This is a genomic window from Streptomyces sp. NPDC001604, from assembly GCF_042893475.1.
Taxonomy (GTDB): Bacteria; Actinomycetota; Actinomycetes; order Streptomycetales; family Streptomycetaceae; genus Streptomyces.
The window spans coordinates 182,160-193,567 of the sequence record NZ_JBIAUY010000009.1 but is presented as its reverse complement, the minus strand read 5'-3'; the positions used below and the strand labels follow the sequence as shown (position 1 = coordinate 193,567).

The 11,408-nt window shown below is 70.5% G+C and carries 9 protein-coding genes; 4 read left to right on the top strand and 5 right to left on the bottom strand.

Annotated elements, in window-relative coordinates; translation table 11 throughout:
* The first annotated feature begins 7 nt into the window (after window positions 1–7).
* Window positions 8–2,020: a sulfatase gene (locus ACFY1E_RS25060; RefSeq protein ID WP_389079604.1), complete on the top strand. Its 2,013-nt coding sequence runs from the start codon at window positions 8–10 to the stop codon at window positions 2,018–2,020.
* Between the two features lie 126 nt (window positions 2,021–2,146).
* The gene (locus tag ACFY1E_RS25055) at window positions 2,147–2,608 is read left to right on the top strand and encodes an excalibur calcium-binding domain-containing protein (RefSeq protein ID WP_389079602.1); all 462 of its coding nucleotides are present in this window, start codon (window positions 2,147–2,149) and stop codon (window positions 2,606–2,608) included.
* A gap of 574 nt (window positions 2,609–3,182) precedes the next feature.
* Here ACFY1E_RS25055 and ACFY1E_RS25050 read toward each other — a convergent pair.
* Complete coding sequence (locus tag ACFY1E_RS25050) at window positions 3,183–4,040, bottom strand: alpha/beta fold hydrolase (RefSeq protein ID WP_389079601.1); 858 nt, start codon at window positions 4,038–4,040, stop codon at window positions 3,183–3,185.
* A gap of 172 nt (window positions 4,041–4,212) precedes the next feature.
* Between ACFY1E_RS25050 and paaK the strand changes: the two genes are divergently transcribed.
* The gene (paaK, locus tag ACFY1E_RS25045) at window positions 4,213–5,502 is read left to right on the top strand and encodes a phenylacetate--CoA ligase PaaK (protein ID WP_389079599.1); all 1,290 of its coding nucleotides are present in this window, start codon (window positions 4,213–4,215) and stop codon (window positions 5,500–5,502) included.
* Between the two features lie 39 nt (window positions 5,503–5,541).
* On the opposite strand, the gene ACFY1E_RS25040 is transcribed toward paaK, so the two are convergent.
* Entirely contained in the window at window positions 5,542–6,210 is a 669-nt protein-coding gene (locus tag ACFY1E_RS25040) for a Type 1 glutamine amidotransferase-like domain-containing protein (protein ID WP_389079598.1), read from the bottom strand.
* A gap of 172 nt (window positions 6,211–6,382) precedes the next feature.
* On the opposite strand from ACFY1E_RS25040, the gene ACFY1E_RS25035 reads away from it, so the two are divergent.
* Complete coding sequence (locus tag ACFY1E_RS25035; protein WP_389079596.1) at window positions 6,383–7,087, top strand: DinB family protein; 705 nt, start codon at window positions 6,383–6,385, stop codon at window positions 7,085–7,087.
* On the opposite strand, the gene ACFY1E_RS25030 is transcribed toward ACFY1E_RS25035, so the two are convergent.
* The 3 genes from ACFY1E_RS25030 to ACFY1E_RS25020 all read right to left on the bottom strand — a co-directional run bounded on the left by ACFY1E_RS25030 (window position 7,084) and on the right by ACFY1E_RS25020 (window position 11,383).
* Complete coding sequence (locus ACFY1E_RS25030) at window positions 7,084–8,580, bottom strand: acyl-CoA synthetase (RefSeq protein ID WP_389079595.1); 1,497 nt, start codon at window positions 8,578–8,580, stop codon at window positions 7,084–7,086. The genes ACFY1E_RS25035 and ACFY1E_RS25030 overlap by 4 nt on opposite strands.
* A 143-nt stretch (window positions 8,581–8,723) precedes the next feature.
* Window positions 8,724–10,277 carry an acyl-CoA synthetase gene (locus ACFY1E_RS25025; RefSeq protein ID WP_389079594.1) on the bottom strand — a complete coding sequence of 518 codons (1,554 nt, stop codon included), beginning with the start codon at window positions 10,275–10,277 and terminating at the stop codon, window positions 8,724–8,726.
* Complete coding sequence (locus ACFY1E_RS25020) at window positions 10,274–11,383, bottom strand: NAD(P)H-dependent flavin oxidoreductase (RefSeq protein WP_389079592.1); 1,110 nt, start codon at window positions 11,381–11,383, stop codon at window positions 10,274–10,276. The genes ACFY1E_RS25025 and ACFY1E_RS25020 overlap by 4 nt, the downstream gene beginning before the upstream one ends.
* Window positions 11,384–11,408: the final 25 nt, after the last annotated feature.

Below are 11,408 nucleotides of genomic sequence, written 5' to 3'. Positions count from 1 at the left end.
CCCACGGGTGTCGCACCTCACGCCCCCTCGTCAACTGCCGGAGACGGACGCGGACGCACCGGACAGGACCAGAGCCGAGGAGGCCTCGACCGCTCCCGTGGCGACCGACCCGGAGCCGGCGCAGGTGGTGGCGGCCGGCGCGGCGGACGAGACGCCCGGGCCGGCGACGAAGGAGGCGGGCGAGCCGGCCGGAGACTCTCCGGCGACGGAGACGGACGGCGGCGCGAAGGACGAGAGGGAGCCGGCCGAGGCCGTCGTCCCCGACACGGCTTCGACCGGCGAAGATTCCGCCGACGAGGAAGCCGACGCCTCCACGTCCACCACCGACGAGCCCGACCCGACGGGCGCAGCCGGCTCCCCCACCCGCCCGGGCTGGTTCGGCTGGCGCCGTCGATACCCCCGTACGGCGATGGGCGTGCACATGGGCACGACCGTTCTGGCCGCTGTGCTGGTGTTCGTCGTACTCCTCGTGCCCAACCGCCTCGACTGGATCACTGTCCAGTCGTTCCTCCGTCTCCCGGTCGAGGTGATCTTCCTCGCGGCCGTCCTGCTCGTGCTGCCGTCGAAGGGGCGGCGGATCACGGCCGTGATCCTGGGGGCGTTCGTCGGGCTGTCCGGCGTTCTGAAATGCCTCGACATGGGGTTCCGGCAGACCCTGGCCCGGCCGTTCGACCTGGTCTTCGACTGGGTGCTGCTGAGCGACGGTGCGGACTGGGTGAAGGACTCCTTCGGGCGCTCGGGCGAGGTGCTCGCGGTGGTCGGGGTGATCGTCCTGGTCATCGCAGTGCTCACGTTGAGCGCGCTCGCGATGGTGCGGCTGGCGAACGTGCTGGCCCGGCACCGGCCCGTCGCCGTACGCTCCACGCTGGTCCTCGGCGTCGTGTGGATCCTCTGCTTCACCCTGGGCGTGCAGTTCGGTGGTGTCACGCTCGCCACCAACGGCTACGCCCAGTACCTCGCCAACCGTGTGCAGTACGTCCGCGACGGCCTCGGTGACGCCGACGTCTTCAAGAAGCAGATGGCGGTCGACGCCTACGCGAAAACCCCGGCCGACCGGCTGCTGACCGGGCTGCGCGGCAAGGACGTCATGTTCACCTTCATCGAGAGCTACGGCCGGGTGGCGATCGACGACCCGACGATGGGACCGGAGGTCGACGCGACGCTCAAGGCGGGCGACGCCCGGCTCAAGGCGGCGGGCTTCGCGGCGCGCAGCGGCTGGCTCAGGTCGCCCGTGACGGGCGCCGGCAGCTGGCTCGCCCACTCGACGTTCCTGTCCGGACTGTGGATCAAGAACCAGCAGCGGTACCGGACCCTGACCACCAGTGACCGCGCCACCCTCACCAGCTACTTCCAGAAGACCGGCGCCTGGCGCACGGTCGGCATCGTGCCGGGCGTCCGCAAGGCCTGGCCGGAGGGCAAGTACTTCGGCCTCGACCACATCTACGACTCCACGCACCTCGGCTACCAGGGCCCGTACTTCAGCTGGACGCCGGTGCCGGACCAGTTCAGCCTGGAGGCCTTCCAGAAGCTGGAGCACAGCAAGAAGAACCGCGACCCGATCATGGCGGAGATCATCCTGGCGTCCAGCCACAACCCCTGGTCGCCCATCGCCCACATGATCGACTGGAAGGACCTCGGGGACGGCAAGGTCTTCTACAAGATCAAGAAGGAGGGCACGAACCCCACGGAGGTCTGGAAGAGCGCCCAGCGCGTGCGCACCGAGTACCGCAAGGCCATCCAGTACTCCCTGGACAGCCTGACCGAGTGGATGCAGCGCTACGGCGACGACAGGACCGTCCTCGTCTTCCTCGGCGACCACCAGCCCGTCCCCACGGTCACCGGGGGCACCGCCAACCGGGACGTGCCGGTGACGATCGTCGCCCGCGACCCGAAGGTCCTGGACCGCGTCTCGAACTGGGGCTGGACGGACGGGATCAAGCCCGCGGACAACGCCCCGGAGTGGACCATGAACAAGTTCCGGGACCGCTTCATGACGGCATACGGGCCGCAGGGCGGGTGAGCCGGCCGGCCGACGACGGTTCGGCAGGGGGTCCTTCGGACGGCTCAGCACGACGCGCCGGGGCGGGGTGCCGTCCCTAGGGTCGCAGTGACGGTGAGCGGATCACCGGCCCTGAAGGGGACCCACATGCACATAGCGACCCGCGTGCTGAGCACAGCAGCACTGGCCCTCCTCGTGACCACCGGCCCGACGGCCGTCGCGGCCCATGCACAGACCGACGTGGACTGCAGCGACTTCGCGTTCCAGGAAGAGGCGCAGGCGGTACTCAACGCCAATCCGAGCGATCCGTTCCGCCTGGACGCGGACCACGACGGCATCGCCTGCGAGGACCTGCCGCGCAGGCCCTCGCCCTCGCCCACGGTCACCTCCACCGCCATCACCCCCGCCACGCTCACCCCGGCGCCGGCAACCTCCACGCCGGTTCCGCAGCGAGGGGTGAACGCGGGCGTCGGCGGCGGCTCGGCGCCGGCCGGATTCGACGTGGCGGGCGGCGTCGGACTCACCGTCCTCGCGCTGAGCCTGATCGGCGGTCATGTCGTGCTACGGCGGCGTCGAAGCGCTGCCGCGGCCGGACCGCGCAAGCCGTGACCCGGGCCGCCACGCTGCTCGCCTGCCGGTGAAGCACAGGGGCCGGCCGTCGGCCGGGGACAGACACCCGCGCGTCCCCGGGTCGTGCGGCGGTGTCAGGGCCGTCGTCGGGGTCGCCAGGCAGGCGTTTTGCTCTCCCGGTGGTACCGCGAGGAAATCCACGCCGACACCGCGAACCGACAGCGGGCGGGCCGACGGGCTGTACGGGCGAGAAGACCGGGCGGGCCGCGCGTGCCTTCCAGGAACAACCCGTGCCGTCGCAGCAGGCAGTGCGCCTCCACCACGTCCCAGCCGACCCCTACGGCTCTTCCGGCAGAAGTCCGGTCTGCGCGTCGACCGCGTCGTCGGCAAGGACACCGGCAACAGCCTCCTGGACAACTTCCAGGGCGACGGCGGGTGGCGCTCCGGCTGCTACCAGCACCTGCTGAACTCGCACGGCTGAGCGAAGCGGACGTGCGTAGGGCCCTGGCCTCTCGGGGGAGGACAGGGCCCCTCGCACTCTTCACTCCACCTCAAATGTCACGGCAGCCGGCACATCCTGCAACTCGAGCGGCGCGCCGCCGGGCCCGGTCTCCTACCCGGCCGGCGACACCAAGGCCTCGTCCCGGTCCAGGAACCGGGCGACCCGGCGTGCGAACCACTCCGGGTCGTCCACCCACGGATAGTGCCCCGCACCAGGCTGGACGGTGAATTCGGCGTTCGGGAACACGTCGGCGGCGGCGCGCGCCAGCTCCGGGCGGGGGCCGCCGTCGAGCTCGCCGGCGAGGACGAGGACCGGTGCGGCCACTCGGGCGAGTGCGGCGGTGGTCGCCGGCGGGTCGTAGGCGCCGTCGGAGCCGTAGACGTCGGCGGCATCGTCGTTGAACTCGGCGCCGGCATCGTGCTCCGCCGCCGCGTCGTCCCAGCGGCCGTAGAAGAAGGGCGCGAACGCCGGGTCGAAGTCGGTCTTTCCCGCCAGCCATGCCTCGAAGGCGGGGAACAGGTCCTCGAACCACGGCTCACCGCTCCTCAGGCGGGCCGCGGCCAGCCGGTCCTCGGCGCTGGGCTGCCTTCCCAGTGCCCACGGGATGCAGGTGACCAGGACCAGCCGCGCCACCCGTTCCGGGTGCCGGGCGGCGTACAGCATCGCCAGGCTGCCACCGGCCGAATGGGCGAGCAGGTCCATCCACTCCAGGCCCAGGTGGGCGCGGAGCGCCTCCACGTCGTCCACGAGCCGGTCGCACCGGTAGGTGGCCGGATCCTCCGGTACCGCCGAGTCGCCGGTGCCGCGCAGGTCGAGCAGGACCAGCCGGCGGTGGTCTGCGAGCCCGCCCAGGTCTCCGAGGTAGGAGGAGGCCTGCATCGGGCCGCCCGGCAGGACGACGAGCGGCTCACCCTCGCCCCGGAGGTGGTAGGCGAGCTGGGTCCCGTCGGCTGCGGTGAAGATCGGCATGCGCCGATCTTCCTGTCCCAGGGCCCGGTGGCGCAACGCAGTTGTGGGGGTGCAGCAGAAAATGCGGGCCGTCCTCTTGCCTGCCCCGACCTGGCCTGAATTACTGATCCCGAACAGCTCGACCGAATGATCGGTCGCCCGTATTGATGTGGTTGGTGAAGGAGACCTCCCCATGGTGGATGCGACGGAGCTGCTGGATTCGGGGGAACGGCTCGACGCCGGTGCGCTGCGGGCGCTGCAGCTGGAGCGGCTGCGGGCCTCGCTGCGGCATGCGTACGAGCACGTCTCCTTCTACCGGGAGTCCTTCGACAAGGCCGGCGTCCACCCGGACGACTGCCGGTCCCTGGCCGACCTCGCCCGTTTCCCGTTCACCACGAAGGCGGACCTGCGTGAGAACTACCCGTACGGCATGTTCGCCGTGCCGCAGGACCGCATCCGCCGGATCCACGCCTCCAGCGGCACCACCGGCCGCCCCACGGTCGTCGGCTACACGGACAAGGACCTCTCCCTGTGGGCGGACATGGTGGCCCGCTCGATCCGGGCGGCGGGTGGCCGACCGGGCGACAAGGTGCATGTGGCGTACGGCTATGGCCTGTTCACCGGCGGCCTCGGCGCACACTACGGGGCGGAACGGCTCGGCTGTACGGTCATCCCCGCCTCCGGCGGTATGACGGCCCGCCAGGTCCATCTGATCCAGGACCTCGAACCGCAGGTCATCATGGTGACGCCGTCGTACATGCTCACGCTCCTCGACGAGTTCGAGCGCCAGGGCGTCGATCCGCGCGGCACCTCCCTGCGCGTCGGGATCTTCGGGGCCGAGCCGTGGACCGAGGAGATGCGGCGGGAGATCGAGGAGCGGTTCGCGATCGACGCGGTGGACATATACGGGCTGTCCGAGGTGATCGGCCCGGGCGTGGCGCAGGAGTGCGTGGAGACCAAGGACGGGCTGCACATCTGGGAGGACCACTTCTACCCGGAGGTCGTCGATCCGATCACCGGTGAGGTGCTGCCGGACGGCGAGGAGGGCGAGCTCGTCTTCACCTCGCTGACCAAGGAGGCGATGCCGGTCGTGCGGTACCGCACGCGTGACCTGACGCGGCTGCTGCCGGGCACGGCGCGGGTGTTCCGGCGGATGGAGAAGGTCACCGGGCGCAGCGATGACATGGTGATCCTCCGGGGCGTCAATCTCTTCCCGACGCAGATCGAGGAGATCGTGCTGCGCACGCCCGGTGTCGCGCCGCACTTCCAGCTGCGCCTGACCCGGGAGGGCCGTCTCGACGCCCTCACGGTGCGGGCGGAGGCCCGGCCCGATGCCGGACCCGAGGTGCGGGATGCCGCCGCGCAGGCGATCGCGACGGCGGTGAAGGACGGTATCGGGGTGTCGGTCGCGGTGGAGATCGTGGAGCCGGAGTCGCTGGAGCGGTCGGTGGGGAAGATCAGGCGGATCGTGGACCTGCGGTAGCGCGCCGCTGGTTGTGCCGATGTGCGGCTCGCCGTTGTGTCACGGATGGAACCGCCACCGGCCTTCGGAGATGACATCCACCTTGCTGTCCCGGACGCGGACGGCCGTGTCGTCGTCGATGAAGTAGATCGGGAAGTCCGCGCGCGCAGCGATGCGATCAGCCCAGGCGTCGTCCCGCTCGGGGAAATGCGGCGAGTACAGGTGGGGCTTGAGGTACCAGTCGAAGAGGCCGAACGGCGGCTCCACGGTGGTCGCGCCGAGCAGGTGGAGGTCCCTGGTGTCCCCGATGACGTCGGCGGAGTGTGCGGTGAGATTGCGGCTGAAGATCATTGATCCGGCGCTGACACCCACATAGAACCGGCTCTCCAACGCCTGAAGGAAGCCGTCGGCCAGGCCGTTGCCGGTGATGCTGCGCGCCAGGTGGTAGTGGTTGCCGCCCTCGACGTAGATCACGTCGGCGTGGAGCAGCCGGTCGAGCACCAGCCGGCGGGGCAGGCCGTTCAGTTCCAGGACGTCGAACTCCCGCCAGCCGAGGCCGTAGAGCCGGTTCATGTCCTCGACGAACCAGCCGTGGTCTCCGGGCTCGGCGACCGATGCCGTGGGCACGTACACGATGTTCGCCGATCCGAACGGCTTTCCCAGCATGTCCCGCAGCGCATCCCGCAGCGTCTCGTTGCGCAGGCCACTCGCCGTCAGCAGAAGGTTCATCGGGCGAGCCAAGCACGGCCGACGGGCGCGCGCAACGAACCCAAGATCCGCCAATACGCCCGTGCCGCGCCGCGTCGGCGAGGCGCTGAAAATCGCTCGCCCGCCATGAACCGCGTCGTTAGGATCCGGCCGCACGACGAAGGCGCGACTTGCGACCGCGAGGGGAGCCGGCATGCAGATCCCGGGTGTGCGGACCGACCGTTTGGGCTTGCTCATCGACCAGTTCGACCGCGCCAGGGAGATGGCTCAGGTCCGGCTGACGGGGCTCGGCGACGAGGAGTACCTGTGGGAGCCCGCGCCCGGCGGCTGGTCGATCCGGCGCCGGGGCGAGGCGACGACACCCAGGGCGTTCGGGCCTGGCGAATGGGTGCTCGACCAGGGTGCCCCGGACATCCCGGCGAACGAGTACGACGAGGTGGCCCGGCAGGCCGCCGCCGGCATGTCCGTCGCCAAGATCGCCGAGGACTGGAGTGTGAGCGTCGAGCGGGTCCAGGAGGTCCTCGCCCACACCGGGCCGGTGGAGCCCGACGAGGTGCCGGTCCCCACCATCGCGTGGCGGCTGGGGCATCTGCACTTCTGCTTCGCGGGCCAGTGGGAGTGGACCTTCGGTGAGCGGCGACAGGAGCCGAAGCTGCTGGTCGACTTCACCCCTTCCGCCGCGCTGGCCCTCGAGCGTTTCTGGGCGCTGATCGACCGCTGGCGGGACAGCGTCGCCGCGATGACCGACGCGCAACTCGACACGGTCGGCTTCTCGCAGTACCCGTACGGCTCCGACCCCGACGAACCGTTCATCAGCGTGCTCTGGGGCTCCAACCTCGAGTTCATCCACCACATGGCCGAGATCGCGCTCCTGCGTGACCTGTGGCGGTCGCGCTAGCCGGAGAAGCGGTCCCGCAGTTCTCTCTTGAGGATCTTTCCGCTGGCGTTGCGCGGCAGTTCCGTGACGAACTCCACCCGCTTCGGTGCCTTGAAGTGGGGGAGCTTCTCGCGGGCGTGTGCGATCAGCTGGTCCTCGGTCACCTCGCCGCGCGGGACGACGACTGCGGTGACCGCCTCGATCCAGTGTTCGTCGGGCAAGCCGATCACGGCGACCTCCGCGACGGACTCGTGAGTGTAGAGGGCGTCCTCCACCTGGCGTGAAGCGACCAGTACGCCACCGGAGTTGATGACGTCCTTCACGCGGTCGACGATCGTGTAGTAGCCGTGCGCGTCGCGTACCGCGAGGTCGCCGGAGTGGAACCAGCCGTCGCGGAAGGCCTCGGCGGTCTCCTCGGGTTTGTCCCAGTAGCCCTCGCACAACTGCGGGGAGCGGTAGACGATTTCGCCGGGCGTGCCGTCGGGGACGTCCTTGCCGTCCTCGTCGACCACGCGGGCGTCGACGAACAGGACGGGGCGTCCGCAGGAGTCCATGCGGCCCTTGTGCTCGTCCGGTGCCAGGACGGTGGCCAGAGGGCCGATCTCGCTCTGGCCGAAGCAGTTGTAGAAGGCGAGCTTGGGGAGTCGTTCGCGCAGCCGTTCCAGGACGGGCACCGGCATGATCGAGGCGCCGTAGTACGCCTTGCGGAGTCCGCTGAGGTCGCGGGTGGTGAAGTCGGGGCGGTTGGACAGGCCGATCCACACCGTGGGCGGGGCGAACAGGCTGTCCGCGCGGCCGCTCTCGATGAGGTCGAAGAGCCGGTCGCCGTCGGGCGCATCAAGGATGATGTTCGTGGCGCCGACCGCGAGGTAGGGCAGCAGGAACACATGCATCTGCGCGGAGTGGTAGAGCGGGAGGGAGTGCACGGGGCGGTCGCCGGCGCTGAGGTCGAGGGCGGTGATCGCGCTCAGATACTCGTGCACCAGGGCGCGGTGCGTCATCATCGCGCCCTTGGGCAGGGCGGTCGTACCCGAGGTGTACAGCAGCTGTACCAGGTCCTCGGTGCGCGGCTCGGGTCCGTCGTGGGCGGGGGCCGCAGCCAGCCGGGCCAGCAGCGAATCGTCGGCGTCCCGCAGGGGCAACCTCCGTACGTCGTCGGCGAGTCGACCGCTCAGGTCGGGGTCGGTGAGGACCAGCGAGCTGCCGGACTGGCCGACGATGTAGGCGAGGTCGTCGCCGGTCAGGTTCTGGTTGACCGGCACATGGACCAGGCCCGCGCGGGCGCAGGCGAGGAAGCCGATCAGATAGGCGTCCGAGTTGTGGCCGTAGGCACCGACGCGGTCGCCCGGGGCGAGTCCCTGCTCGAGCAGGACGCTCGCCGCGCGGGAGACGGCCCCGTCCAGTTCCTCGTACGTCCACCTGCGCTCGCCGTACTCCACCGCGATGCGCGCGGGGGTGCGTCGGGCGCTGCGCCGCAGCACCCCGTCAACCGTGCTGCCGTGTCCCTGCGTCATGACTGATGATCCTCGGCGCGTGGCCGGGGCAGGTCAAGCACCCGGGAGGCTCAGCACCCGTCCGTCGGCACTCCCAACCACCCCTTCGTGGCGCGCCGGCACCCCGTCGCGTTCGGTCCGTCCGCCGCCGGTCGTCCAAGGCGTCACACGGGACGGGTGCGCCCCTCCCAGTACGGGTCGCGCAGCCGCCGCTTGTACAGCTTCCCGTTCGGGTCGCGGGGCATCTCGGCGATGAAGTCGACGCTCTTGGGCCGCTTGTAGCCGGCGAGTTGCTCGGCGCAGTGGTCGAGGATCGAGGCGGCGAGGGCGGGGCCCGGCTCATGGCCCGGGGCCGGTTCGACGACCGCCTTGACCTCCTCGCCCCAGCCGTCGTGCGGAATGCCGAAGACGGCGGCGTCGGCGACGGCGGGGTGGGCGAGCAGGGCCGACTCGATCTCGGCCGGGTAGATGTTGACCCCACCCGAGATGATCATGTCGATCTTGCGGTCACGGAGGAAGAGGTAGCCGTCCTCGTCGAGATAGCCGAGGTCACCGACGGTGAAGTAGTCGCCGATGCGGTTCTTCTTCGTCTTGGCCTCGTCCTTGTGGTAGGCGAAGCCGCCGGTGTGCATCTTCATGTAGACGGTGCCGAGTTCGCCGGGCGGCAGCCGGTTCCCGTCGTCGTCGAAGACCGCGAGTTCGCTGATGGGCCAGGCCTTGCCGACGGTCCCGGGCTTCTTCAGCCAGTCCTCGGCGGTGGCGAAGGCGCCGCCGCCCTCGCTGGCCGCGTAGTACTCCTCCACGCTGTGGCCCCACCAGTCGATCATCGCCCGCTTCACATGGTCGGGGCAGGGGGCGGCGCCGTGGATGGCGTGCCGCATGGACGAGACGTCGTACGAGCGACGCACGTCCTCCGGGAGCGCGAGCAGGCGGTGGAACTGGGTCGGGACCATATGGGTGTGCGTGCACTTCTCGCGGTCGATCAGCCGCAGCATCTCCTCGGGCGTCCACTTGTCCATCAGGACCAGCCGGTGCCCGATGTGCAGGGACGCGCCCGCGAACTGGAGCACGGCGGTGTGGTAGAGGGGGGAGCAGACGAGGTGGACGTTGTCGTCGTACGGCTTGATGCCGAAGATGCCGAGGAATCCGCCGAGATAGGCCTCCTCGGGGGTCTTGCCGGGCAGCGGGCGGCGGATGCCGCGGGGGCGGCCGGTGGTGCCCGACGTGTAGTTCATGACCCAGCCGAGCTCGCGGTCCGAGGGCGCCGACTCCGGTTGTCCGTCGAGGAGTTCGGCGTACGGGCGGAAGCCTTCGACCGTGCCGACGGCGTACCGGTGGGTGGCCGGCAGCCCGGCCTCCTCGGCGGCGTGGCGGGCGGGAGTCGCGAACCGTTCGTGGGAGATGAGCACCTTGGCGCCGGAGTCGGCGACGATCCAGCCGATCTCCGGGCCGACGAAGTGGTGGTTGACCGGGACGAGATAGAAACCTGCCTGGCTGGCGGCGAGGTACGCGGTGAAGAACTCGATGCCGTTGGGCAGCACGACCGCGAAGGCGTCGCCGCGTTCCAGCCCGGCGGCGCGCAGGCCGTGCACCAGCTGGTTGGCGGCGGCGTGCAGGCGCCCGGCGGTCCAATGCTCGCCGTCAGGGGCGACGAGGACGGTGCGGTCGGGATCGGCGGTTGCCTGGGCCCAGAATCCGGCGGGGGGCGTACTCGTCATGTGCCGCTCCTTCCGGCGATGCGGTTGATGCGGTCGACGGCCTGCTCGAAGCCGCGGGTGAGGTCGTCGAAGACGGCCTGAACGGTGCGTTCGCTGTTCATGCGGCCGACGATCTGGCCGACCGGGGTGCCGAGCAGGGGTTCGACCTCGTACTTCTGGATGCGGGTGAGGGCCTCGGCGACCAACAGGCCCTGCAGGGGCATGGGGAGGGTGCCGGGTCCCGCCGGGTCGTCCCACGCGTCGGTCCACTCGGTACGGAGCTGGCGTGCGGGTTTCCCGGTCAGCGCGCGGGAGCGGACGGTGTCGCCCGAGCCGGCGGCGAGCAGTTTCCGCGTCACCGCGGGCGAGGAGAGGTCGGCCTCGGTGCAGGTCAGCCACAGGGAGCCCAGCCACACGCCCTGGGCGCCGAGGGCGAGCGCGGCGGCCACCTGCTGCCCGCTGCCGATACCTCCGGCCGCCAGCACGGGCAGCGGATCGACGGCGTCGACGACCTCCGGGGTGAGCACCATGGAGGCGATCTCACCGGTGTGGCCGCCGGCCTCGTAGCCCTGCGCGACGACGATGTCGATGCCGGCTTCCTGGTGCTTGACGGCGTGTCGCGCGCTGCCCGCCAGGGCCGCGACCAGCACGTTCCGCTCGTGGGCACGGGCGACCACGTCGGCCGGTGGGGACCCGAGGGCGTTGGCGAGCAGCCGGATGGGGTAGTCGAAGGCGACGTCGAGCTGGTTACGAGCGACCTGCTCCATCCATCCGGTGATGCGCCATCCGGAGGCCTCGCCCTCGGCGAGTTCCGGGACGCCGTACTTGGCGAGGGTGTCCTTGACGAACTGCCGGTGCCCCTCGGGGATCATCGCCTCGACGTCGGCCTCGGTCACGCCCTCGACCTTCTTGGCGGGCATGACGACATCGAGGCCGTACGGCCTGCCGTCGACGTGGGCCTCGACCCAGTCGAGGTCGCGCTTGAGCTCGTCGGGGGCGGTGTAGCGGACCGCGCCGAGCACTCCGAACCCGCCGGCCCGGCTGATGGCAGCGGCGACGGCGGGGAACGGCGTGAAGCCGAAAATGGCGTGCTCGACTCCCAGTTTCTTGCTCAGCTCCGTCTGCATGGGCGCAGGATGCCGCAGTCCTCCG

Coding starts and splice junctions, on each gene's coding strand:
- ACFY1E_RS25055 (WP_389079602.1), top strand. CDS start 2,147: ATGCACATAGCGACCCGCGTGCTGAGCACAGCAGCACTGGCCCTCCTC.
- ACFY1E_RS25050 (WP_389079601.1), bottom strand. CDS start 4,040: ATGCCGATCTTCACCGCAGCCGACGGGACCCAGCTCGCCTACCACCTC.
- paaK (WP_389079599.1), top strand. CDS start 4,213: ATGGTGGATGCGACGGAGCTGCTGGATTCGGGGGAACGGCTCGACGCC.
- ACFY1E_RS25040 (WP_389079598.1), bottom strand. CDS start 6,210: ATGAACCTTCTGCTGACGGCGAGTGGCCTGCGCAACGAGACGCTGCGG.
- ACFY1E_RS25035 (WP_389079596.1), top strand. CDS start 6,383: ATGCAGATCCCGGGTGTGCGGACCGACCGTTTGGGCTTGCTCATCGAC.
- ACFY1E_RS25030 (WP_389079595.1), bottom strand. CDS start 8,580: ATGACGCAGGGACACGGCAGCACGGTTGACGGGGTGCTGCGGCGCAGC.
- ACFY1E_RS25025 (WP_389079594.1), bottom strand. CDS start 10,277: ATGACGAGTACGCCCCCCGCCGGATTCTGGGCCCAGGCAACCGCCGAT.
- ACFY1E_RS25020 (WP_389079592.1), bottom strand. CDS start 11,383: ATGCAGACGGAGCTGAGCAAGAAACTGGGAGTCGAGCACGCCATTTTC.